Genomic DNA, 21,879 nt, shown 5'->3' on the forward strand with positions numbered 1-21,879 from the left:
CGAACAGGAACCCGCCCGTGCCGCCGGCCACTCCGGCGGCTCCGGTGCCGCCGTTGCCGATCAGCAGACCGGCATTCGGGTCCTCGGCGCTGCCGTTGCGGACGAAGAGCGCGACGATCGGGATGTTGCCGCCGACTTCGCCGAGCAGGTAGGCGAGCCGGCCGACGGAGTCACCGTGAAGGTCGGACGGGATCACCAGCGTCGCCGGCTCGGCCGCCGAGCTGTTGCCGCCACGCGCGGGCTCGTCCGTGTCGGCGGCGATGACCCGGGACGCCGACCGCCCCTCCTTGTCGAGCCGGAGCTCCGAGACGGTCACCTGCCTGCGCACGCCGGAGGCGTCCTCGACCGTGATCACCTTGGTTGTCACCGACGATCCGTGCGGCTCCAGATCGGCGAGCGCCAGCGGTGTCGGCGTGGGCGGGCCGGCGGGCACGACCGGCGGAACCAGCAGCCGGCCGATCAGCCCGGTGGGCATCACCGCGTCCGAGGAACGGCCGGGCGGCGGAATCGCGACGCTGGTGCGCGGCTCCACGTCGATTGACGGAATCGTCAGTATCCCAACGGATAACACCGCGACAGCGCCGACGTACTGAAGTCTCATCTCGCCCCCTGAGCCCTCGGACCGGTGTACCGATCCGCCGTCCCCACCCCTACCAGACTTACCCGACGATGTTGGCGGTTCCGTCGGCGCGTCATCGTTTCGAGACGCTAGCGTCGGCACGATGAAGCCGTCGATCGATCCCGTACGTTGGCACGCGCCGCCGGTGCAGGACCTCCCGGAGTTCGGCGCCGCCGAGCTCACCCTGGTGCCGGTGCCCGGAGGCGAACCGGAGGACGTCGTCGTCGATGCGGAGGGCAACCTCTGGACCGGAGCGCTGGACGGGGGCATCGTCCGGCTGCGTCCCGACGGAAGCTCACCCGAGGTGATCACCAACACCGGGGGCCGCCCACTCGGGCTGACCTTCGCGCGCGACGGCCGTCTGCTGGTGTGCGACAGCCCGCGCGGCCTGCTCGCCGTGGACACGACGACAGGCGCGGTGGAGACCCTGGTTCACTCCGTCGGCGGGCGGCCACTGATCTTCTGTTCGAATGTCACCGAAACTGCCGACGGCACAGTGTATTTCACCGAATCCACCACCGCGTTCACGGTCGGGAACTACCTCGGGGCGATTCTGGAGGCCCGCCCCCGCGGAGCGCTGCACCGACTTGAGCCCCACGGCCGCCTGACGACGGTCGTGGACGGCCTGTACTTCGCCAACGGTGTGACGCCGACGGCGGACGGCTCGGCGTTGGTGTTCGCCGAGACGCAGGGCCGCCGGCTGTCGAAGTACTGGCTGACCGGACCGGATGCGGGCAACGTGACGCCGTTGGCGGTGAACCTGCCCGCCATGCCCGACAACCTGTCCACCGGCGCCGACGGCCGGATCTGGTGCGCGATGGTCACGCCGGCCAATCCGCTGGCCGACCGGCTCGCGGCCGGCCCGCCGCTGCTGCGCAAGCTGGTGTGGCGGCTGCCGTCCCGGGTCCAGCCGAAGCCCGAGGCGGTGGTGTGGGTGGTGGCGTTCGACCCGGACACCGGCGCCGCCGTCGCGGGAATGCGCACCACGCACCCGGACTTCAGCATGGTGACGGGCGTGGCGGAGGCCGGCGGACGGCTCTGGATGGGCAGCATCGGCTCCCCCAACCTCGGCTGGATCACGCTCTAGTTCCCGCGCCGAAATTGCATTCCAGCAGAGTTTCTGCGAGTGCAGGTCTGCTGGAATGCAATTTCGGCGGGAGATTCATCCCTTCAGGAACTCCAACAGGTCGGCATTGACGACGTCGGCGTGCGTGGTGGGCATTCCGTGCGGAAAGTCCTTGTAGGTCTTGAGCACTCCGTTCTTGAGCAGGGCCGCGGACTTCGGGCCCGACGCCACGTAAGGCACGATCTGGTCGGCTTCACTGTGCATCACCAACACCGGCACGGTGATCTTCTTGAGGTCCTCGGTGAAGTCGGTCTGGGAGAACGCGACGATGCCGTCGTAGTGCGAGTACGCGTCACCCATCATTCCCTGGCGCCACCAGTTCTCGATGATCGCCTCCTGCGGTTCCACCCCGGGGCGGTTGAACCCGTAGAAGGGCCCGGCGGCCAGGTTGCGGTAGAACACCGAGCGGTTGGCCGCCAGCTGCGCCTGCAGGTCGTCGAACACCTCCTTCGGGGTGCCCTCCGGGTTGTCCTCGGTGCGGACCATCAACGGCGGCACCGCGCTGATCAGCGCCGCCTTGGCGACCCGGCTCTCGCCGTGGCGGCCCAGGTAGCGCACCACCTCACCACCACCCGTCGAATGCCCGACGTGGATGGCGTCCCTCAAGTCGAGATGAGCGGTCAGTTCGGCGAGATCGTCGGCGTAGTGGTCGAGGTCGTGCCCGTCGGGCGTCTGGGTCGACCGGCCGTGACCGCGCCGGTCGTGGGCGATGACGCGGTAACCACGCTGCAGGAAGAACAACATCTGGGTGTCCCAGTCGTCAGACGACAGCGGCCAGCCGTGGCTGAACACGATGGGCAGCCCGGAACCCCAATCCTTGTAGAAGATGTCGGTGCCGTCGGTGGTGGTGAAGATGCTCATGCACCTACCTTGGTTCCCTCGGCCCCACGAAGCAACAGCGCTGACCGCCATCGCGTCTTCCAGCTAGCCCCCAGGAATCGGTTTCTGCCAACCGGCGTTCAAATCCTGCCAGCCGAAATGAATCCGGGCATGACGGCGGTTTAACCGGACATGAACATCACCGTCGCCACCGCCGCAGCAGCAACCCTGACCGGCGCCGTCCTCGGACTGGCCGCCCCCGCAGTCGCCGCACCGTCGGCGGGTGACGCGCAGAGCACGATCAGCCGGCTCGAGGCCGACGGCAACCGCGTCATCGTCAACAACCTCTCCAGCACGCCGCTGTCCCAGGCGACCGTTGTGGCCGTCAATCCGGGCGCCGCCATCCGCTCCACCGTCCAGGGCGATGACAGCGCCTCGCAGCAGGTGATCACGGGCAAGGTGTACTACGTCGACGTTCGCTGAACCACTGGCGCGCAGACCAAAGGGGCACTTCCTCCCCCCGGGAGGTGCCCCTTTTGCACGTCAGGGGATCAGGTGCAGCCGCCTGGCCCGCGACACCGCTTCGTAGCGGGTGCGGGTGCCGAGTTTGGTTGCCGCACTGCGCAGATAGCTCTTGACGGTCTCCGTCTTGAGTGAGAGACGTTGCGCGGCTTCGGCGTTGGTGCAGCCGAGGGCCACCTGGGCGAGCACGTCGAGCTCGCGTCCGGTGAGCGGCGCAACCGTCGCCGGATCGTCGGCCGGGCCGGACAACTTGTCCGCCAGCACCCGCAGCCGCTGCTGCAGTCCGGCCGGCGCGTCGACGGCCAGGCGCCGCAATTCGGCGTGCACCTCACGGACGGACTCGGCGTCCACGACGCCCTCACCGCTGTTGGCCGATTGCGTGTCCCGCAGCCGCAGCCGGCGGTCCACCTCGTCGCGGATCCGGAACTCCTCGCTGAGCGCACGCGCCGACTCGATCACCAGCTCGGTGACCCGCCCGCCGAACGGGGCGCCGCTGCGGTACGCGCCGTACAGCATCGCCCGGGCCCGGCCGTCGACGAGAACCGGCACCGCCAACACCGACCGAATCCCCTCCGACAGCACCGGGCCGTCGTAGTCGTGGGTGATTCCCGTGGCGTTGCGGTAGTCGGCCACCGACAGCGGCCGCCCGGCCACCATGCTGGCCCCGCCCAGACCGGAGTTCGACCGCACCTCCAACCCACGCAGGCCGGCGGTCCGCACCCCGTGGTACTCGGTGATCACCAACGTGTCGCCGTGCACCTCGCCGCCGAACATCACCGGGACGTCGCCGAGCAGCGCGACGCGCCGCAGCTCGGCGCGCAGCGCGTCCGAGTCGCGGGGCCGCAGCAGTGGCGACGGGGCGGGCATCGGGCTCCTACCCTCTTTCGGGGGTGGTGGACGGACAACTGTGACCTAGATCCTATGCGGCATGGCGAGCAACACAGATCTCTTCGATACCCTGCGCAGCGCCCGCGACCACCTGGTCGACCTGATGGCCGACTACGACAAGGCCGTGGAGACCTTCCAGTGGCCGCGGATCAACGGGACGTTCAACTGGGCCACCGACTGGTTCGACGCGGTCGCCCGCGACAACGACGGCGTCGCGCTGTGGATCGTCGAGCAGGACGGCACCGAACTGAAGGTGACATTCGACCAGATGGCCCGCCGGTCCGACCAGGTGGCGTCCTGGCTGCGCGGACTCGGGGTGGGCAAGGGCGACCGGGTCATCCTGATGCTGGGCAACCAGGTCGAACTGTGGGAGTCCATGCTCGCGGTCGCCAAGCTGGGCGCGGTCATCATGCCGACCACCGGGGCGCTGGGCTCCGAGGACCTGGCCGACCGGATCGGCCGGGGCCGCGCCGGCTTCGTCATCGCCAACGCCGCCGACGCGGCCAAGTTCGCCGACGTGCCCGGCGACTACGTGCGGATCGCCGTCGGCGACCCGGTGCCGGGCTGGCACCCCTACTCCGACACCGCAGCCGCCGCGGCCGAACCCCACGACCCCCAGACCTCGGCCGACGACCCGCTGCTGGTGTATTTCACCTCCGGCACCACCAGCAAGCCCAAGCTGGTCGAGCACTCCCAGATCAGCTATCCGGTGGGACACCTGACGACGATGGCGTGGATCGGGGTGCGACCCGGCGACATCCACCTGGCCATCAGCTCGCCGGGGTGGGCCAAGCACGCGTGGAGTTGCTTCTTCGCGCCGTGGCTCGCCGAGGCCACGATCTTCGTCTACAACTACGGCCGGTTCGACGCCGCGGCGCTGCTGCAGCAGATGCGCCGGGCCGGGGTCAGCACGTTCTGCGCGCCCCCGACGGTGTGGCGGATGCTGATCCAGTCCGACCTCGGCGAGCGCCCACCCGGTCTGCGCGAGGTGCTGGGCGCGGGAGAACCGCTCAACCCCGAGGTGATCGGCGCGGTGGAACGCGCGTGGGGCCTCACCATCCGGGACGGGTTCGGCCAGACCGAGACCACCCTGCAGGTCGGCAACACGCCGGGCCAGCCGGTCAAGGCGGGTTCGATGGGCCGGCCGATGCCGGGAGTGCCTGTGGTACTGGTGAACCCGCTGACCGGTGAGCTCGCCGACGAAGGCGAGATCTGCCTGGACCTGAGCCGGACACCGCTGAACCTGATGACCGGCTACCTCGGCGACGACGCCCGCAACGCGCTGGTGATGCGTGACGGCTACTACCACACCGGCGACGTCGCCAGCCGCGACGCCGACGGCTACATCACCTATATCGGCCGCACCGACGACGTGTTCAAGTCCTCGGACTACAAGGTGTCGCCGTTCGAGCTGGAGAGCGTGCTCATCGAGCATCCGGCGGTGGTCGAGGCCGCGGTGGTGCCACAGCCCGACGACACCAGGCTGGCCGTGCCCAAGGCCTATATCAGCCTCGCCGAGGGATGGGCCGCCGACGCCGACACGGCCCGATCCATCCTGGAACACTCCCGAGACCACCTCGCGCCGTACCTGAAGGTGCGCCGGCTCGAGTTCTACGACTTGCCGAAGACGATCTCGGGCAAGATCCGCCGGGTGGAGCTGCGCCGCCGGGAGGAAGACGCCCACACCGCGGGGCAACCCATCGACACCGAGTACCGCTACGAGGACCTGGTGCAGCGATGAGCCAGTCCTACGACGCAGGCCCGACGGACACCGCGATCCTGGAAGAGACGATCGGCGCGAACTTCGAACGGATCGCCGCGACCTATCCCGACCACGAGGCACTCGTCGACGTCACCGGCGGCCGGCGCTGGACCTACGCCGAGCTCGATCGCGAAATCGACATGGTGGCAAAGGGTTTGATGTCGCTGGGCACCGAAAGCGGGGACCGCGTCGGCATCTGGGCGCCGAACTGCCCCGAGTGGACGATCGTGCAGTACGCCACGGCGAAGATCGGCGCGATCCTGGTCAACATCAACCCCGCCTACCGGACCCACGAGCTGAGCTACGTGCTCGAGCAGTCCGGCGTCTCCACGTTGATCTCGGCGACGCGGTTCAAGACCTCCGACTACGTCGCGATGGTCGACGAGGTGCGACCGGATGTCCCTGCGCTGCAACGTGTCCTGTTCATCGGCACCGACGACTGGGACAGGTTGCGTTCGCGCGCCGACGTGATCGACGATGCGCTGCTGCGCGAGCGGTCCGCGAGCCTGTCCCACCACGACCCGGTGAACATCCAGTACACCTCGGGCACCACCGGCTTCCCGAAGGGCGCGACGCTGTCGCACCGCAACATCCTCAACAACGGCTTCTTCGTCACCGAACAGATCCGGCTGGGACCCGGCGACCGGCTGTGCATCCCGGTCCCCTTCTACCACTGCTTCGGCATGGTGATGGGCAATCTGGGCTGCACCACCCACGGCGCCACGATGGTGATCCCGGCGCCCGGCTTCGACCCGGGCCAGACCCTGAAGACCATCGAAACCGAAAGGTGCACCGCGGTTTACGGGGTGCCGACGATGTTCATCGCGATGCAGAACCACGCCGACTTCGCCGAGCGGGACCTGTCGTCACTGCGGACCGGCATCATGGCCGGCGCGGTGTGCCCGGTCGAGGTGATGAAGCGCTGCGTCGAAGAGATGAACATGTCGGAGATCTCGATCGCCTACGGCATGACCGAGACGTCACCGGTGTCGTGCCAAACGCTCATCGACGACGATCTGGAACGCCGGACGTCCTCGATCGGCCGGGTGCACCCGCACGTCGAGATCAAGATCGTCGACCCGGACACCGGCCACGTCGTCGAGCGCGGCACCCCCGGGGAGTTCTGCACCCGCGGCTACTCGGTGATGCTCGGGTACTGGAGAGACGAGGAGAAGACGGCCCAGGCCGTCGACGCCGACGGCTGGATGCACACCGGCGACCTGGCCGTGATGCGTCCGGACGGGTACTGCAACATCGTCGGGCGGATCAAGGACGTCGTGATCCGCGGCGGCGAGAACATCTACCCGCGCGAGGTCGAGGAGTTCCTCTACACCCATCCCGACATCGAGGACGCCCAGGTGGTCGGCGTGCCCGACGCCCGGTACGGCGAGGAGATCTGCGCCTGGATCCGGATGCGGCCCGGGCGCAGAGCGCTCGACGCCGCAGCGGTGCGGGAGTTCGCGGCAGGCAAACTCGCCCACTACAAGATCCCGCGCTACGTCCACGTCGTCGACGAGTTCCCCATGACGGTGACCGGCAAGATCCGCAAGGTCGAGATGCGCGAGGTCAGCGCCGGACTGTTCGCGGATTGACCCTTCGCGCGAAACGGGGCGCCCCCACCACCAGGGGCGCCCCATTCGCGCGTCTACACCAGCCGCAAGGCCGGGGCGGACGACGGCATTCGGGATTGAAACGAAGGGTGCCTGCGCATGGCTTCCTGGAATTCGCGGGACCGACGCTCGGCGGACCGGGAGGCGCGATACGAGTCCAGCCGCACCACTGCCGGGGCACTGTCGGCCATGTGAACGCTCCTCCCGCCGATGTCCTGGTCACTTCAGGTTGCCGATCGCACCTGAGCGTTACCGTCGGAGTTGCCCGTGAACCTGCTGAGAATTACCCGGGGGCGACGCCACCTAAACGTCGAAGACTGAGTCACATCTGAAACTCCAACCACACCAGTCACCGCGTGGCTCCCGGATCCGGCCGGGTCGATCGCCTAATCTGCGCACACGATGGCGACCTTACGGACACTGCTGACGCGCTCATCTGCGCTGGTCACGGCCGCGATGCTGATACTGGCGCCGGTCGCTGCGGCCCAACCTCCCGCGGAGGCGAACACCTGCCCGTACCGCGTGACGACGCCGCCCGCGGTCGACGCGTCCGAGGTTCCCAAACCCGGCGACCCGACGCCCGGACCACTGCCGGTGCCCGCCAAACCGATGGGCGGCGACGCGTTGTCGGGGTGCGGGGTGATCACCGCACCCGGCACTCCCCCGGTTCCCGCCGACGTCTCCGCCGAGGCGTGGCTGGTGGCGGACCTGGACAGCGGTGACGTCATCGCCGCCCGCGATCCGCACGGCCGGCACCGCCCGGCGAGCATCATCAAGGTGCTCACCGCGATGCAGGCGATCAACGACCTGCCGCTGCACAAGGTCATCCCCGGCACCGAAGAGGACGCGGCCCAGGAGGGCACCAAGGTCGGCGTCGGGCCGGGCGGGTTCTACTCGATCAACGACCTGCTGCACGGGCTGTTGATGTACTCCGGCAACGACGCCGCGCACGCGCTGGCCATGCAGATGGGCGGCATGCAGACCGCGCTCAACAAGATCAACGCGCTCGCCGGCAAGCTCGGCGCGCGCGACACCAGGGTCGCCACCCCGTCGGGCCTCGACGGCCCCGGCATGAGCACCTCGGCCTACGACATCGGCCTGTTCTATCGGTACGCGTGGCAGAACCCCGTCTTCACCGACATCGTCGCCACCCGCTCGTCGAACTTCCCCGGCCGCGACGGCGCCGGCTACCCCATCGAGAACGACAACAAGCTGCTGGCCAACTATCCCGGCGCCCTCGGCGGCAAGACCGGCTTCACCGACGACGCCGGACAGACGTTCGTCGGCGCCGCCACCCGCGACGGCCGCCGGCTGGTGGCGGTCCTGCTGCGTGGTACCCGGCAACCCATCGCACCGTGGGAACAGGCCGCCCGGCTGCTCGACTACGGTTTCGCCACCGCGCCGGGCACCAAGGTCGGTTCGCTGATCGAACCGGACCCCTCGCTCGGGGTGACCAGAGCCGACCCGGCCGCCGCGACGACCACGACCGCCAACGCGGTACTGCCCGACGTCGATGCGATGCCGGTCCGGATCGGAGTCGGCGTGATCGGCGCCGTCATCGTGTTCAGCCTGATCATGGGCGCCCGCGCGCTCAACCGCAGGCCGGCCCGCTAGCGCCTACGCCATCGCGTAAGGCTCAGCGCGCCAAGCGCTCCCGCCGTCGCTGCGGCGACCGCCTGCCACGCCTGCAGTCCCGGCCGGTTGATGATCCGGTTGTTGATGATCGCAGGCGCGGGCGCGGGAATGAGCTCCTCGGCCATGTTCTCCGGCGTCGTCGCCGCCCACGCGGCGGAGAACAGGATCAGCCGGGACGTGATGTAGGCGAACACCATCAGGCCGAGCACCGGGCCGAACGTCGCACCGGCGGGCCCGGTGACCACCGACCGCAGGTACACCGACCCGAAGAACTTGAAGATCTCGAACGCCACGGCCGCGATCATCCCGGCCCGCACACTGCTGCGAAAGCTCACCGACTCACGCGGCAGCCGGGCGATCATCCACGTGAACAGCGACCACGACACCAGCACCGAGACGGCAAAGGACGCCAGCCGCAGCATCAGGCTCAGCCCCGGCGCGTCCTCGATGCCGAGGCGGGCCAACACGCCTGCCATCACCGACGTGTTGCCCAGAGCGGTCAGCGCGAGCGTGACGACGATCGCGGCGAATGCCGACAGCAGGGCCAGCAGATCCGAGAGCTTGGTCCTGACGAAGCCGGGCGATTCCTCGCGGTAGAGACCCCACATCTGGCTGAGCGCCTCCCGCAGGTTCGCCATCCAGCCCAGCCCGGCCCACGCCGCCGTCGCCAGGCCGATGACGCCGACCGTGCCACGCGAATCGATTGCCGAATCCATCAGCTCGATGAGTTGCCGGCCCAGCTCGCCGCTGACTGCGCTGCGGATCCGCTCCACCACCGTGGCGAGCAGTTCGGGCTGGCTGGCCAGCACGAAGCCACCGACCGAGAAGCCGAGCATCAGCAGCGGGAACAGCGCGAAGATCGTGAAGTAGGTGATGCCGGCGGCGTAGAAGTCGCCCTTGGCGTCCTTGTAACGCTCCTGGGCGCGCATCACATGGTCGAACCACGGCATCCGGGCCCGCATCCGGTCCAGAAACCCGGGTTTGTCCTCGGTGTCGGTCGGTGCGGGCTGCGCGGTCATCCGACTCCCTCGGTCAACGGGACGCTAGGAACCCTAGCCGGTCGTATACCCGGCGCAACGTCACTCCAGACACTTCCCGGGCCCGCTGCGCGCCCCTGGCCAGCACGCCTTCGAGCTCCGCGGGGTCGCCGAGCAACTCGTCGACGCGGGCCTTGATCGGGGTGACGAACTCGACGACCGCCTCGGCGGTCTCCTTCTTCAGGTCCCCGTATCCGCGGCCCGCGTAGCCCTCGACGAGCTTGTCGACGTCGACGCCGGTGACCGCCGACTGGATGGTCAGCAGGTTGGACACCCCCGGCTTGGCGTCCCGGTCGAAGCGGATCTCCCGCTCGCTGTCGGTGACCGCCGAGCGGATCTTCTTGGCCGTCTTGGCCGGATCGTCGAGCAGGCTGATCAGCCCGGCGTCACTGTCAGCCGACTTGCTCATCTTCGCCGTCGGATCCTGCAGGTCGTAGATCTTCGCGGTGGCCTTCGGGATCATCGCCTCGGGCACCACGAACGTGCCCGGGAACCGGGCGTTGATCCTCTGGGCGAGGTCGCGCGCGAGCTCGAGGTGCTGGCGTTGATCCTCGCCGACCGGGACCAGCCCGGTGTCGTAGAGCAGCACGTCGGCGGCCATCAGCACCGGATAGGTGAACAACCCGACCGTGGTGGAGTCGGCACCCTGCTTCTGCGACTTGTCCTTGAACTGCGTCATCCGCGACGCCTGCCCGAAGCCGGTGAAACAGCCCAGCACCCAAGCCAATTCGGCGTGGGCAGGGACATGGCTCTGCACGAACACCGTCGCCCGGTCAGGATCCACACCGAGCGCGAGGTACTGCGCGGCCGTGGCCAGCGTGCGTTTACGCAGCGTCTCGGGGTCCTGGGACACCGTGATGGCATGCAGGTCGACGACGCAGAAGTACGCGTCGTTGCCCTCCTGCAGGCCGACCCACTGCGCCACCGCCCCCAGCGCGTTGCCGAGATGCAGGGAGTCAGACGTGGGTTGCGCGCCCGAGAAGACGACGGGCCTGGGTGTGTTGCTCATGGTGGTGTTCATCTTCCCACTGGCGTCGGCCGAGTCATCCCGGGGCCATGCGAGCCAGTGCGCGCAGGAACACCCGACGCTCCTCCTGGGTCAGCTCCCCCAACCACCGCTCTTCGCCGCGCTGGATCTCGTCCTGGACGGCGTCTTTGACGTCGCGGCCTTTGTCGGTGATCGCCAGCAGTCGCACCCTCCGGTCGTCGGGGTCCGGGTGCCGCTCGATGTAGCCGTCGTCCTGCAGGTCATCGAGAGTGCGGATGATGCGCGTCTTGTCGGCGTTGATCGCCTCGGCGAGGGCCGCCTGGGTCCGGAACGCCGACCGGTCCAGCGTCGAGAGCACTGCGTAGCCCCACATCGTGAGTCCATGCTTCGCGAGCACCGACTGCTCGGCGGCGAGCAATTCGCGCATCAGCGGCGCCAGCATCGCCGCGAGGTCCTGGCGCGGCGCCTCCGCCCTCTTACCCACCCGACAAGCGTAAACATTGCGCGATGATATGCGTATGCATACGATATGCATATGCCTATGCTCAGGGATCAACACCGCACTGCCGTCCAAGCCTCGATCGACGTGGTCGCCGCCGTCCGACCCGAGCACCTGACGTTGGACACACCATGCGCCGGGTGGAATCTGGCGGATCTGCTCACCCACATGACCGCTCAGCACCACGGGTTCGCCGCCGCCGCCCGCGGCGGTGGTGCCGACCTCTCCGCGTGGCGGACCGAACCCTTCGCCGACGCGGTCGCCGCCGACCCTGCGGGTACCTATGCCGCCGCAGCCCACGCGGTACTCGCGGCCTTCGCCGCCGATGGCATCGACGAAGCGCCGTTCGCGCTGCCTGAGTTCGGGCCCGGCGTCTCGGTACCCGGTTCGACGGCGATTGGGTTCCATTTCGTCGATTACGTGGTGCACGGCTGGGACGTCGCGGCGACACTGCGGACGCCGTACACGCTGCCCCCCGATGTCCTCGCCGCCGCGCTCCCCATCGTGATGACCGTCCCCGACGGGGAGTTCCGCGATGCGGACAACTCACCGTTCGCCCGCGCCCTGAGCCTGGACGACACCGACGACGACTTGGCTCGCATCCTGCGTCATCTGGGCCGTAACCCCGAATACTGTTAGCGGCGTGCTCCGGTCGCTGATATGTGTCGTCGTGCTTGTGTTCGCCGCCCTGTTGAATCCCGGAAGCGCCCACAGCGCACCGCAATCCGACGGACGCGCGGTGGTCATCGTGTCCGGCGGCGCCGCGGTGAGCCCGTTCACCACCCCGGAACAGGCGTGCCGATCGGGCCTGGCCGCCGGCAACACCGACACCGCGCTGCGCCAGAATCTGCTGGAGCACGGCCACCGGGTCTTCACCTCCCCGGCGATGGCCGGCCGCGGGCCGGTGGTCGACCAGGACGGGTTCGGCGCGTTCGGCGACTGCCCGATCACGCTGCCCGACATCATGACCGTCGACTCCACCGGAAGCATCGACCTCGCCGGCGAGCGCCTGGCCCGGTTCCTCACCCATCTGCACGACGACTACGGCGTTCGGGAGCTCGACGTGGTGGCGCACTCCATGGGCGGGCTGTATTCGCGGGCGGCGTTCCGGATGCTGCAGCACACCGGTTCACCTCTGCGCCTCCGGTCGCTGACCACCATCGGCACGCCGTGGGAGGGCGGATTCCTCGCCGATTACGCCAACGGCACCACCCCACTGTCGGACTGCCTGGGCGACGCCCTGTGCGAGCGCAACATGATCGCGTTCAAGGCCGAGGTGGAGGAACTGATGACCGGGTCGGGCCGGGAGGTCACCCAGCGCTACCTCACGGGCCCGGCCGGCTGGAACGAGTTCCAGGCCGGCGTGCTGGACGACATCCCGGTGGTGCTGATCGCCGGTGACCGGTTCACCCGCCCCGAGCCCGTCAACCCGATGGTCTGGCCCAACGACGGCCTGGTCGCCCGGCGCAGCGCGCTGGCCGTCGACGTCGGCGACCGGGTACTGCCCCACCGGCGCTGCTTCACCTTCGACGACACCCACAGCATCTTCGTGTCGAACGAGGCCGGCCTGCCGTGGGAGACGGGGCTGACCTGGGACCCGCGGGTGCACGACGTGGTCCGTGGCGCCATCGACGGCACGCTGGGACCGGGATTTGGGTGTAGTCAGTCACGCTGACGTTGACCAACTACACCCGAATCACGCGTAGTGGACCGTCACCGGGCAGTGGTCCGACCAGCGCAGCGCATATGCGGCGGGCCGCTCGGTGGTGACGGCCGCGACCCGTCCGGCCAGGCCGGGCGTGGCCAGCTGGTAGTCGATACGCCAGCCCGCGTCGTTGTCGAACGCCTTGCCGCGCCACGACCACCACGCATACGGGCCCGCGACGTCGGGATGCGCCTGCCGCACCACATCCACCCACCCGGTGCCCAGCAGCTCGGTGAGCCACTGCCGCTCCTGCGGCAGGAAACCGGCCTTCTTGACGTTGCCCTTCCAGTTCTTGATGTCGTTCTCGGTGTGCGCGATGTTCCAGTCGCCCGACAGCACGGCGTGGCGCCCGTCCTCCACCGACCGCGCCAGCAGCACCGCCATCCGCGCCGCCACCGCCGCCATGAACCGTTCCTTCTCCAGCTGACGGTCCGTCTCGGCCTCCCCGGTCGGGACGTACACGCTGCCCACCGTCACCCCGGCGGTGTCGACCTCGATGTAACGCCCGTGTGCCGCGAATTCCTCTGCGCCACAACCGATCCTGACGTCGTCAAACGGGGATCGGGACAGCACCGCCACGCCGTTGCGGCCCTTGACGTGCGGCGCCGCCGACGCCAGATGCCAGCCGTCGGCCAGCACCGGGGCCAGCGCCTCACCGAGCTGCTCGTCGTCGGCGCGGGTCTCCTGCAGGCACACCACGTCCGACGCCGTCTCCTTGAACCAGGCCAGCAGGCCGAGGTTCTCCACCGAGCGCTGCTTGACCGCGGCGCGGATGCCGTTGACGTTGATCGTGGTGAGAATCACGGTCGCAGACCCTAACCGAGCACCCCTGCCGCGTCCTTGCGGTACCGCCGGTATCACCTTATCGTCGGGCGCTATGAACCTTCGTGAGCCGATTCACCTCGGATCCGGGGAGCCCGTGCTGCTGCTGCACCCGTTCATGATGTCGCAGAACGTGTGGAAGGACGTCGCGCCGCAGCTGGCCGGAGTTGACGTCGCCAACCCGTCGGCTCCGGCGACGGGCCGCTACGAGGTGCTCGCGCCCACCATGCCCGGACACAACGGCGGGGTGAAGGGACGGTTCTTCCTCGACACCGCCGAGCTGGCCGACGACATGGAACGCCGGATGGACGCCCTGGGCTGGGACACCGCACACGTCGTCGGCAACTCGCTGGGCGGCTGGGTGGCGTTCGAGCTGGAGCGCCGCGGCCGGGTCCGCTCGTTGACGGCGATCGCCCCCGCCGGCGGGTGGCACCGGTGGTCGCTGCCCAAATACGAGATCGTGTTCAAGTTCGTGATGGGGTTCCCGGTCTGGCTGACTGCCAAGGCGCTCGGGCCCCGCGCGGCGCGGCTGCCCGGGGCCCGCGCAGCAGCCAGCGTGCCCGTCAGCGCCACCCCGGACGGCATCAGCGACGCCGACATGCTCGACATCATCGACGACGTCACCCATTGCGCGGCCTACTACCAGCTGCTGGTCAAGGCCCTGCTGCTGCCTGGCCTGATGGAACTCGCCGACACCAGGATCCCGACGCACATGGTGATCTGCGAGAAAGACCGGGTGCTGCCGCACCCGCGGTTCGTCAACCACTTCCGCAAGCACCTGCCCGAGAGCACCCGCTTCACCGCACTCGACGGCGTCGGCCACATCCCGATGTTCGAGGCGCCGGGCCGCATCGCCGACCTGATCCGCGACTTCCTCGACGAGCAGATCGACGGGCAGCGAACGACAGGGTGAAACCGGCAGCCTGACAGCAGGTGGCACCCGTACCGCCGGGTGCGATAGTCTTTGACTCGGTCATGAGTGCCAGCGATAAGCCCCGGCTTGCTGGCCGGCAACCCTCCAACCGCGGTGGGGTGCCCCGGGAGACGACCAGGTTGAGTAGCCGGCCACGGCTATAAGGCAAGCGCGGGTCCGCTGTGAAACGGGCCCCCCGGTTTCACAGAGGAGCACATCGATGACCGATACCACTGCGGCCAATGCATCCTGGGCGTTCGAGACCAAACAGGTCCACGCCGGGCAGACCCCCGACATCGCCACCAACGCGCGGGCGCTGCCGATCTACCAGACCACCAGCTACACCTTCAACAGCACCGACCATGCGGCCGCGCTGTTCGGGCTGACCGAGCCCGGCAACATCTACACGCGGATCATGAACCCGACGACCGACGTCGTCGAGCAGCGCATCGCCGCGCTCGAAGGCGGGGTGGCGGCGCTGTTCCTGTCTTCCGGGCAGGCGGCGGAGACGATCGCGATCCTCAACCTCGCCAACAACGGCGACCACATCGTCTCCTCCCCCCGCCTCTACGGCGGCACCTACAACCTGTTCCACTACACGCTGCCGAAGCTGGGCATCGAAGTCAGCTTCGTCGAGAACCCCGACGACCTGGAGTCGTGGCGGGCCGCCGCACGGCCGAACACCAAGGCGTTCTTCGGCGAGACGATCTCCAACCCAAAGATTGATGTGCTCGACATTCCCGGTGTCGCCGCCGTGGCGCACGAGGTCGGTGTCCCGCTGATCGTCGACAACACCATCGCCACGCCGTACCTGATCCAGCCGCTGAGCCACGGCGCCGACATCGTCGTGCACTCGGCGACCAAATACCTCGGCGGGCACGGTTCGGCGATCGCCGGTGTGATCGTCGACGGCGGCACCTTCGACTGGACGGCCGGTGGACGGTTCCCTGGGTTTACCAGCCCAGACCCCTCTTACCACGGTGTGGTGTTCGCCGAGCTCGGGCCGCCCGCCTACGCGCTCAAGGCCCGGGTGCAGCTGCTGCGCGATCTGGGAAGTGCCGCCTCCCCCTTCAATGCCTTCCTCATCGCCCAGGGGCTGGAGACGCTGAGCCTGCGCATCGAACGGCACGTGCAGAACGCCCGGCAGGTGGCGGAGTTCCTGGACGCGCACCCCGACGTGGTGTCGGTGAACTACGCGGGACTGCCCTCGTCGCCGTGGTACGACCTCGGAAAGAAGCTGGCGCCCAAGGGAACCGGCGCGGTGCTGGCATTCGAACTGGCCGGCGGAGTCGAGGCGGGCAAGGCGTTCGTCAACGCGCTGACGCTGCACAGCCATGTCGCCAACATCGGCGACGTGCGGTCGCTGGTGATCCATCCGGCGTCCACGACGCACCAGCAGCTGTCCGCCGAGGAACAGCTCGCCAGCGGCGTGACGCCCGGGCTGGTGCGTCTCGCGGTCGGCATCGAGGGCATCGAGGACATCCTCACCGACCTGGAGCGGGGGTTCGCCGCCGCCAAACCGTTCAGCGCCGCCGCCGACCCGAACACCGTGGCGTCGTTCTGATGACGATCGTGGACCTGCTCACCGAACGCGTGGCACTGCCACCCGAAGGCGAGATCGCCATCGTCGACATCGGCCCGCTGACGCTGGAGAACGGCGAGGTCATCGACGACGTGTCGATCGCCGTGCAGCGCTGGGGTGAGCTCTCGGCTCGGCGGGACAACGTCGTCGTCGTGCTGCACGCACTGACCGGGGATTCGCACATCACCGGACCCGCCGGACCCGACCACCCGACGCCGGGCTGGTGGGACGGCGTGGCAGGGCCTGGCGCTCCGATCGACACCGACCGCTGGTGCGCGATCTCGACGAACGTGTTGGGCGGCTGCCGCGGCTCCACCGGGCCGAGCTCCCTCGCGCCCGACGGAAAAGCCTGGGGCTCAAGGTTTCCGACGATCTCGATCCGCGACCAGGTGGCTGCCGACGTGGCCGCGCTGGAGCGGTTCGGCATCACCGAGGTGGCCGCGGTCATCGGCGGATCCATGGGCGGGGCACGGGCCTTGGAGTGGATGATGCTCCACCCCGACAGCGTGCGCGCCGCGCTGGTGCTGGCCGTCGGCGCCCGCGCCACCGCCGACCAGATCGGCACCCAGTGCACGCAGGTCGCGGCGATCAAGTCCGATCCGAACTGGTGCGGCGGCGACTACCACGGCACCGGCCGCTCCCCCGACCACGGCCTGGAGATCGCGCGGCGCTTCGCCCACCTGACATACCGCGGGGAGACCGAGCTCGACGAGCGGTTCGGCAACGACGCGCAGCCGGGTGAGGATCCGGCCACCGGCGGCCGCTACTCGGTGCAGAGCTACCTGGAGCATCAGGGACGAAAGTTGTTGGCGCGCTTCGACGCCGGCACCTACGTCACCCTCACCGACGCGCTGTCCAGCCACGACATCGGGCGAGGCCGGGGCGGTGTGGCGGCCGCGCTGCAGAGCTGCCCGGTGCCCACGGTCGTCGGCGGCATCACCTCCGACCGGCTGTATCCGCTGCGCCTGCAGGCCGAGCTGGCCGAACTGCTGCCCGGCTGTGACGGGCTCGACGTCGTCGACTCGGCGTGCGGCCACGACGGCTTCCTGGTGGAGACCGACGCGGTGGGCAAGCTGATCCGGCGCACGCTGGAGCTGGCGGCACGGTGACCGAGCGCCCCGATCGCTCACTGTCGTTCGGTGCGGAAGCCGCGGCCTACGAGCGCGGGCGGCCGTCGTATCCGCCGGAGGCGATCGACTGGCTGCTGCCGGAGGACGCGCACGACGTCCTCGATCTCGGCGCGGGCACCGGCAAGCTGACCACCCGGCTGGCCGAACGCGGCCTCGCCGTCGTGGCCGTGGACCCGATCCCAGAGATGCTCGAGCTGCTGAGCACGTCGCTGCCCGATACGCCGGCCCTGCTGGGCACCGCCGAGGAGATTCCGCTCCCGGACGACAGCGTGGATGCGGTACTGGTGGCGCAGGCGTGGCACTGGTTCGACCCGGAGCGCGCGGTCAAGGAGGTGGCCCGCGTGCTGCGGCCCGGCGGGCGCCTCGGCCTGGTCTGGAACAACCGGGACGAACGGCTGGGCTGGGTCAAGGATCTCGGCGAGATCATCGGCCACGAGGTGGACCCGTTCGCCCAGACCGTCGAGCTGCCCGGGCCGTTCACCGACGTCGAACACCATCGGGTCGAGTGGACGAGCTACCTGACCCCGCAGGCGCTGATCGACCTGGTGGCCTCGCGCAGCTACTGCATCACCTCACCGGAGCAGGTGCGGGCCCGCACGCTGGACCGGGTGCGGGAGCTGCTGGCCACCCACCCTGCGCTGGCGAGCAGCAGCGGGCTTGCGCTGCCGTACGTCACGGTGTGCACCCGCGCGACGCTGTCCTGACATTTCGCGAGCGTGCATCCACGGTCGTGATCCCACGCAATTCGCGACCGTGGCTGCACTTTCGCGAGATGGCGTGCCGCGTCAGCTGGTCCCCAGCGGGTCGATGGTCCACGCGATGTAGAGCATCGCCGCGCTGACCGTGGCGGTGGTGAGGAAGTCGACGGTGCGGGTGCGCACCACGAGCAGCCCGGCGCGGTCCTCGGGCAGCGCCAGCCGCAGCCCCGACGCGACAGCGACGCCGATCGCCATCACCAGGGCACCGCGCCGCCAGTAGCCCGCGGCGACCAGGATGAACGCCGCGACCAGGAACAGGCCGACCAGCAGGATCGGCCACTGCCCGGCGAACACCTTGCGTGCGAACTGCTTGACGGTCACGAGCCGGCGAGAGCCTCTGCCCGCTCGACGACGTTGGTCAGCAGGAACGCCCGCGTCAACGGACCCACCCCACCCGGGTTCGGCGACACGTGCCCGGCGACCTCCCACACGTCGGGGTGCACGTCGCCGACGAGCTTGCCCGCCTCGTCGCGGCTGACCCCGACGTCGACGACGGCCGCGCCGGGCCGGACCATCTCGGCGGTCACCATGTGCGGCACCCCGGCCGCGGCGATGATGATGTCGGCCTCGCGGGTGATCTGGGGCAGGTGGCGGGTTGCGGTGTGGCACAACGTGACCGTCGCGTTCTCCGAGCGACGGGTCAGCAGCAGCCCGAGCGGGCGACCGACGGTGACGCCGCGGCCGATGACGACGACGTGCGCGCCCGCGATCTCCACCTGGTAGCGGCGCAGCAGGTGCACGATGCCGCGCGGGGTGCACGGCAGCGCCGCGGGCTCGTTGAGCACCAGCCGGCCCAGGTTCATCGGGTGCAGCCCGTCGGCGTCCTTGCCCGGGTCGATGCGCTCCAGCGCGGCGTTCTCGTTCAGGTGTTTGGGCAGCGGAAGCTGCACGATGTAACCGGTGCACGCCGGGTTGGCGTTGAGCTCGTCGAGGGTCTCCAGCAGGGTTTCCTGGCTGATGTCGGCGGGCAGGTCGCGCCGGATGGATTCGATGCCCACCTTGGCGCAGTCGGCGTGCTTGCCCCGGACGTAGGCCTGCGAACCGGGGTCGTCGCCGACGAGCACCGTGCCGAGTCCGGGCGTGCGCCCTGCCGCCGTCAGCGCCGTTACCCGCTCCTTGAGGTCGACGAAGATCTCGTCGCGCGTGGCCTTGCCGTCCAAAGTTATTGCACCCACGCGCATCATTCTGTCAGGCAGTGTTGTTTCCTACGGAGGGCGTGGCATGCTCTGCGACATGACAGTCGCACCCGATGTGTTCAGTCCGGCCAAGCTGGGCCCGCTGACCCTGCGCAACCGCATCATCAAGGCCGCGACGTTCGAGGCGTCGACTCCGGACGCGCTGGTCACCGAGGACCTGATCACCTACCACCGGCTCCCCGCCGCCGGCGGAGTGGGCATGACGACCGTCGCCTACTGCGCCGTTGCTCCGGGAGGGCGCACCGACGGCTGGCAACTGTGGATGCGACCGGAGGCGGTGCCGGGCCTGCGTCGGCTCACCGACGCGATCCATGCCGAGGGCGCCGCGATCAGCGCGCAGATCGGCCACGCCGGGCCGGTGGCCAATGCGCGTACCAACAAGGCCCAGGCGCTGGCGCCGGTGCGGTTCTTCAACCCGCTGTCGATGCGGTTCGCCAAGAAGGCCACCCGCGAGGACATCGCCGAGGTGACCGAGGCGCACGCCAATGCCGCCCGGCTGGCCATCGACTCCGGCTTCGACGCCGTCGAGATCCATCTCGGCCACAACTACCTGGCCAGCGCGTTCCTGTCGCCGCTGATCAACCGGCGCACCGACGAGTTCGGCGGGTCGCTGGAGAACCGCGCCAAGGTCGCCCGCGGCGTGGTGCTGGCGGTCCGACGCGCCGTCGGGGACCAGATCGCGGTCACCGCGAAGCTCAACATGTCCGACGGGGTGCGCGGCGGCATCCCGCTGGAGGAGTCGTTGCAGACCGCCAAGTGGCTCGAGGAGGACGGCGGCCTCGACGCGCTGGAGCTGACCGCCGGCAGCTCGCTGCTCAACCCGATGTTCCTGTTCCGCGGCGGGGCCCCGGTCAAGGAGTTCGCCGGCGCGTTCAAGCCGCCGCTGTCGTGGGGCATCCGGATGACCGGCAAGAAGTTCATGCGCGAGTACCCGTACCAGGAGGCCTACCTGATGCGGGACGCCAAGAAGTTCCGCGACGAACTCAAGCTGCCGCTGATCCTTCTGGGCGGCATCACCAACCGCGACACGATGGACCGCGCGATGGCCGAGGGCTTCGACTTCGTCGCGATGGGACGGGCGCTGCTCGCCGAGCCGGATCTGCTCAACCGGATCCAGGCCGACAGCAGCGTGAGGTCGATCTGCGACCACTGCAACCTGTGCATGCCGACGATCTACAGCCACACCTACTGCGTGCGCACCGGCTCGCCGTCACCGGTCAGCTCGGGGCGATGAGCGCGCGGGCGCACTCCTCCACGATCGCGTCGGCGACCGAAGGAATGGTCTGACCCGCCCGCAGGTGACGCCGCACGATCGCGGCGGGCACGTCGACGATCGCGGCGTTGACCCGCGCGGTGTCGTCGGACAGGTCGGAGAGCGCCTTACGCAGTTTGCGCTGCAAGCGTTTCCGTCGACTCGTCACCGGCTCTGGCCAGTCGCCCATTCCGAGTTCGGTGGGGCCGGCGAGCATGACCTGCGCCTCGACGGGGTTGTCGCGACACCACTGCACGATCCGAAGCGCGCCGGACACGCAGCGCTGCTGGGCGTCGCCGTCGACTGACAACGCCTCGATCAGCTCCCCCTGGAAGCGCTCCTCGGTGCGCACCCACAGCTCGCCGCACAGTGCCGCGCGCGTCGGGAAGCGGTGGTACACCGAGCCACTCGGCGCGCCGGTGCTGCGCGCGACCGCCGACATCGTCACCGCGGCCGGGCCCTCCGCGGCGAGCAGCTCCGCAGCGGCGTCGAGCAGAACATCGGTGGTGTATCGAGCGGGCCGCGGCATTGCTCCACCCTAAAATAGAGGTTAGTCTCTAAAAAACGAGGAGGGGCCGTGGATACCACCGAAGACGTCGCACGACGGTTCTATCGAGCGCTTTCCCGGAAAGACGCTGACGCGCTATTCGCTTTGCTCGCAGACGATTTCGAAGGTCTCGTGAGCGCAGGCATGCCGCACGGGGTAGGCGGCGAGCACCACGGGCGTGTCGCGATGATCACCGACGTGTGGGGGCGCATCGATGCGCTGTACGACGTCGAGGTCATCCCGCGGGAGTACCTGGCACTCGACACCGCGGACGGGCGCGTGGTCGTCCTCGGCACCTACCGCGGAACGGCGCGCGAACGCCAGGCGCGGGTCGACGCCGCCTTCGCACACGTGATCACCGTGAAGAACGAGCAGATAACAGCGCTGCAACAGATCACCGACACCGTCAGGTGGCACATACCCACCCGACCGGTAACCGCTAGAGTTGCCCGCGATGTCTAATGTCGCC

22 protein-coding genes, 1 pseudogene and 1 riboswitch are annotated in these 21,879 nt (G+C 69.1%); of the genes and pseudogenes, 13 read left to right on the plus strand and 10 right to left on the minus strand.

What is annotated here, in order from left to right:
• A pseudogene (locus BN976_RS33760) lies at nucleotides 1-601 on the minus strand (hypothetical protein); the annotation flags it as partial.
• A gap of 121 nt (nucleotides 602-722) precedes the next feature.
• Here BN976_RS33760 and BN976_RS08085 point away from each other — a divergent pair.
• The gene (locus BN976_RS08085) at nucleotides 723-1,706 is read left to right on the plus strand and encodes an SMP-30/gluconolactonase/LRE family protein (RefSeq protein WP_036369826.1); all 984 of its coding nucleotides are present in this window, start codon (nucleotides 723-725) and stop codon (nucleotides 1,704-1,706) included.
• 75 nt (nucleotides 1,707-1,781) lie between these two features.
• Here the strand turns inward: BN976_RS08085 and BN976_RS08090 are convergent, their stop codons facing one another.
• A complete protein-coding gene (locus BN976_RS08090) occupies nucleotides 1,782-2,606 on the minus strand; it encodes an alpha/beta fold hydrolase (protein WP_036369828.1) in 825 nt (274 codons plus the stop codon).
• Between the two features lie 150 nt (nucleotides 2,607-2,756).
• Here BN976_RS08090 and BN976_RS08095 point away from each other — a divergent pair, with 150 nt between their 5' ends.
• Nucleotides 2,757-3,047 (plus strand): hypothetical protein, encoded by a 291-nt coding sequence (locus tag BN976_RS08095; RefSeq protein WP_011778821.1) that lies wholly within the window; start codon nucleotides 2,757-2,759, stop codon nucleotides 3,045-3,047.
• A 60-nt stretch (nucleotides 3,048-3,107) separates the two neighbouring features.
• Here the strand turns inward: BN976_RS08095 and BN976_RS08100 are convergent, their stop codons facing one another.
• Nucleotides 3,108-3,953, minus strand: coding sequence for a response regulator transcription factor (locus tag BN976_RS08100; RefSeq protein WP_036369831.1), 846 nt, complete (start codon nucleotides 3,951-3,953; stop codon nucleotides 3,108-3,110).
• A 61-nt stretch (nucleotides 3,954-4,014) separates the two neighbouring features.
• Between BN976_RS08100 and BN976_RS08105 the strand changes: the two genes are divergently transcribed.
• The 3 genes from BN976_RS08105 (at nucleotide 4,015) to BN976_RS08115 (ending at nucleotide 8,960) form a co-directional block, all read left to right on the plus strand.
• Nucleotides 4,015-5,715 (plus strand): AMP-binding protein, encoded by a 1,701-nt coding sequence (locus tag BN976_RS08105; protein WP_036369833.1) that lies wholly within the window; start codon nucleotides 4,015-4,017, stop codon nucleotides 5,713-5,715.
• Nucleotides 5,712-7,328, plus strand: coding sequence for an AMP-binding protein (locus tag BN976_RS08110; protein WP_036369836.1), 1,617 nt, complete (start codon nucleotides 5,712-5,714; stop codon nucleotides 7,326-7,328). The genes BN976_RS08105 and BN976_RS08110 overlap by 4 nt, the downstream gene beginning before the upstream one ends.
• Nucleotides 7,329-7,748: 420 nt before the next feature.
• The gene (locus BN976_RS08115) at nucleotides 7,749-8,960 is read left to right on the plus strand and encodes a D-alanyl-D-alanine carboxypeptidase family protein (RefSeq protein WP_011778817.1); all 1,212 of its coding nucleotides are present in this window, start codon (nucleotides 7,749-7,751) and stop codon (nucleotides 8,958-8,960) included.
• Here BN976_RS08115 and yhjD read toward each other — a convergent pair.
• Genes yhjD through BN976_RS08130 form a run of 3 tightly spaced genes read right to left on the minus strand, consistent with a single transcriptional unit; the run spans nucleotide 8,957 to nucleotide 11,448 of the window.
• Complete coding sequence (yhjD, locus tag BN976_RS08120) at nucleotides 8,957-10,000, minus strand: inner membrane protein YhjD (RefSeq protein ID WP_011778816.1); 1,044 nt, start codon at nucleotides 9,998-10,000, stop codon at nucleotides 8,957-8,959. The genes BN976_RS08115 and yhjD overlap by 4 nt on opposite strands.
• 13 nt (nucleotides 10,001-10,013) lie before the next feature.
• Nucleotides 10,014-11,027 carry a tryptophan--tRNA ligase gene (gene trpS / locus BN976_RS08125; RefSeq protein ID WP_036370434.1) on the minus strand — a complete coding sequence of 338 codons (1,014 nt, stop codon included), beginning with the start codon at nucleotides 11,025-11,027 and terminating at the stop codon, nucleotides 10,014-10,016.
• Between the two features lie 34 nt (nucleotides 11,028-11,061).
• Nucleotides 11,062-11,448, minus strand: coding sequence for a MarR family winged helix-turn-helix transcriptional regulator (locus tag BN976_RS08130; protein ID WP_051558388.1), 387 nt, complete (start codon nucleotides 11,446-11,448; stop codon nucleotides 11,062-11,064).
• Nucleotides 11,449-11,541: 93 nt separating this feature from the next.
• On the opposite strand from BN976_RS08130, the gene BN976_RS08135 reads away from it, so the two are divergent.
• Together BN976_RS08135 and BN976_RS08140 are read left to right on the plus strand one after the other, a co-directional pair.
• Nucleotides 11,542-12,144: a TIGR03086 family metal-binding protein gene (locus BN976_RS08135; protein WP_409366012.1), complete on the plus strand. Its 603-nt coding sequence runs from the start codon at nucleotides 11,542-11,544 to the stop codon at nucleotides 12,142-12,144.
• A 4-nt stretch (nucleotides 12,145-12,148) separates the two neighbouring features.
• On the plus strand, nucleotides 12,149-13,180 hold the full coding sequence (locus BN976_RS08140; protein WP_036369844.1) for an esterase/lipase family protein: 1,032 nt from the start codon (nucleotides 12,149-12,151) through the stop codon (nucleotides 13,178-13,180).
• Between the two features lie 21 nt (nucleotides 13,181-13,201).
• Here the strand turns inward: BN976_RS08140 and BN976_RS08145 are convergent, their stop codons facing one another.
• Nucleotides 13,202-14,014: an exodeoxyribonuclease III gene (locus BN976_RS08145; protein ID WP_011778811.1), complete on the minus strand. Its 813-nt coding sequence runs from the start codon at nucleotides 14,012-14,014 to the stop codon at nucleotides 13,202-13,204.
• Between the two features lie 73 nt (nucleotides 14,015-14,087).
• On the opposite strand from BN976_RS08145, the gene BN976_RS08150 reads away from it, so the two are divergent.
• From BN976_RS08150 to BN976_RS08165, 4 genes are all read left to right on the plus strand, one after another.
• Nucleotides 14,088-14,945 (plus strand): epoxide hydrolase EphH, encoded by an 858-nt coding sequence (locus BN976_RS08150; RefSeq protein WP_011778810.1) that lies wholly within the window; start codon nucleotides 14,088-14,090, stop codon nucleotides 14,943-14,945.
• Nucleotides 14,946-15,003: 58 nt separating this feature from the next.
• Nucleotides 15,004-15,123: riboswitch (SAM riboswitch) on the plus strand.
• Between the two features lie 42 nt (nucleotides 15,124-15,165).
• Nucleotides 15,166-16,509 carry a bifunctional o-acetylhomoserine/o-acetylserine sulfhydrylase gene (locus BN976_RS08155; protein WP_051558364.1) on the plus strand — a complete coding sequence of 448 codons (1,344 nt, stop codon included), beginning with the start codon at nucleotides 15,166-15,168 and terminating at the stop codon, nucleotides 16,507-16,509.
• Nucleotides 16,509-17,636 (plus strand): homoserine O-acetyltransferase MetX, encoded by a 1,128-nt coding sequence (gene metX / locus BN976_RS08160; protein WP_036369846.1) that lies wholly within the window; start codon nucleotides 16,509-16,511, stop codon nucleotides 17,634-17,636. The genes BN976_RS08155 and metX overlap by 1 nt, the downstream gene beginning before the upstream one ends.
• Nucleotides 17,633-18,361: a class I SAM-dependent methyltransferase gene (locus tag BN976_RS08165; RefSeq protein ID WP_036369850.1), complete on the plus strand. Its 729-nt coding sequence runs from the start codon at nucleotides 17,633-17,635 to the stop codon at nucleotides 18,359-18,361. Before metX ends, BN976_RS08165 begins: the two co-directional genes overlap by 4 nt.
• Nucleotides 18,362-18,442: 81 nt before the next feature.
• On the opposite strand, the gene BN976_RS08170 is transcribed toward BN976_RS08165, so the two are convergent.
• The gene (locus BN976_RS08170; RefSeq protein ID WP_011778806.1) at nucleotides 18,443-18,736 is read right to left on the minus strand and encodes a DUF3017 domain-containing protein; all 294 of its coding nucleotides are present in this window, start codon (nucleotides 18,734-18,736) and stop codon (nucleotides 18,443-18,445) included.
• Nucleotides 18,733-19,590: a bifunctional methylenetetrahydrofolate dehydrogenase/methenyltetrahydrofolate cyclohydrolase gene (locus BN976_RS08175; RefSeq protein WP_199558916.1), complete on the minus strand. Its 858-nt coding sequence runs from the start codon at nucleotides 19,588-19,590 to the stop codon at nucleotides 18,733-18,735. Before BN976_RS08175 ends, BN976_RS08170 begins: the two co-directional genes overlap by 4 nt.
• A 58-nt stretch (nucleotides 19,591-19,648) precedes the next feature.
• Here BN976_RS08175 and BN976_RS08180 point away from each other — a divergent pair, with 58 nt between their 5' ends.
• A complete protein-coding gene (locus BN976_RS08180; RefSeq protein WP_036370438.1) occupies nucleotides 19,649-20,845 on the plus strand; it encodes an NADH:flavin oxidoreductase in 1,197 nt (398 codons plus the stop codon).
• Here the strand turns inward: BN976_RS08180 and BN976_RS08185 are convergent.
• Nucleotides 20,829-21,392: a TetR/AcrR family transcriptional regulator gene (locus BN976_RS08185; protein WP_036369853.1), complete on the minus strand. Its 564-nt coding sequence runs from the start codon at nucleotides 21,390-21,392 to the stop codon at nucleotides 20,829-20,831. The two genes, BN976_RS08180 and BN976_RS08185, sit on opposite strands and share 17 nt — an antisense overlap.
• 48 nt (nucleotides 21,393-21,440) lie before the next feature.
• On the opposite strand from BN976_RS08185, the gene BN976_RS08190 reads away from it, so the two are divergent.
• Nucleotides 21,441-21,872, plus strand: a complete 432-nt coding sequence (locus BN976_RS08190; protein ID WP_011778802.1) for a nuclear transport factor 2 family protein — start codon at nucleotides 21,441-21,443, stop codon at nucleotides 21,870-21,872.
• The last annotated feature ends 7 nt before the right edge of the window (nucleotides 21,873-21,879 follow it).

Source organism: Mycolicibacterium austroafricanum (assembly GCF_000612725.1).
In the GTDB taxonomy this organism is placed as follows: Bacteria; Actinomycetota; Actinomycetes; order Mycobacteriales; family Mycobacteriaceae; genus Mycobacterium; species Mycobacterium austroafricanum.

What these genes read in the sequence shown, in the direction of transcription:
- BN976_RS08110 (WP_036369836.1), top strand. Translation starts at nt 5,712, where the DNA reads ATGAGCCAGTCCTACGACGCAGGCCCGACGGACACCGCGATCCTGGAA.
- BN976_RS08155 (WP_051558364.1), top strand. Translation starts at nt 15,166, where the DNA reads ATGACCGATACCACTGCGGCCAATGCATCCTGGGCGTTCGAGACCAAA.
- BN976_RS08135 (WP_409366012.1), top strand. Translation starts at nt 11,542, where the DNA reads ATGCCTATGCTCAGGGATCAACACCGCACTGCCGTCCAAGCCTCGATC.
- BN976_RS08100 (WP_036369831.1), bottom strand. Translation starts at nt 3,953, where the DNA reads ATGCCCGCCCCGTCGCCACTGCTGCGGCCCCGCGACTCGGACGCGCTG.
- BN976_RS08150 (WP_011778810.1), top strand. Translation starts at nt 14,088, where the DNA reads ATGAACCTTCGTGAGCCGATTCACCTCGGATCCGGGGAGCCCGTGCTG.
- BN976_RS08095 (WP_011778821.1), top strand. Translation starts at nt 2,757, where the DNA reads ATGAACATCACCGTCGCCACCGCCGCAGCAGCAACCCTGACCGGCGCC.
- BN976_RS08130 (WP_051558388.1), bottom strand. Translation starts at nt 11,448, where the DNA reads ATGCTGGCGCCGCTGATGCGCGAATTGCTCGCCGCCGAGCAGTCGGTG.
- BN976_RS08090 (WP_036369828.1), bottom strand. Translation starts at nt 2,606, where the DNA reads ATGAGCATCTTCACCACCACCGACGGCACCGACATCTTCTACAAGGAT.
- metX (WP_036369846.1), top strand. Translation starts at nt 16,509, where the DNA reads ATGACGATCGTGGACCTGCTCACCGAACGCGTGGCACTGCCACCCGAA.
- yhjD (WP_011778816.1), bottom strand. Translation starts at nt 10,000, where the DNA reads ATGACCGCGCAGCCCGCACCGACCGACACCGAGGACAAACCCGGGTTT.
- BN976_RS08180 (WP_036370438.1), top strand. Translation starts at nt 19,649, where the DNA reads ATGACAGTCGCACCCGATGTGTTCAGTCCGGCCAAGCTGGGCCCGCTG.
- trpS (WP_036370434.1), bottom strand. Translation starts at nt 11,027, where the DNA reads ATGAGCAACACACCCAGGCCCGTCGTCTTCTCGGGCGCGCAACCCACG.
- BN976_RS08105 (WP_036369833.1), top strand. Translation starts at nt 4,015, where the DNA reads ATGGCGAGCAACACAGATCTCTTCGATACCCTGCGCAGCGCCCGCGAC.
- BN976_RS08115 (WP_011778817.1), top strand. Translation starts at nt 7,749, where the DNA reads ATGGCGACCTTACGGACACTGCTGACGCGCTCATCTGCGCTGGTCACG.
- BN976_RS08185 (WP_036369853.1), bottom strand. Translation starts at nt 21,392, where the DNA reads ATGCCGCGGCCCGCTCGATACACCACCGATGTTCTGCTCGACGCCGCT.
- BN976_RS08085 (WP_036369826.1), top strand. Translation starts at nt 723, where the DNA reads ATGAAGCCGTCGATCGATCCCGTACGTTGGCACGCGCCGCCGGTGCAG.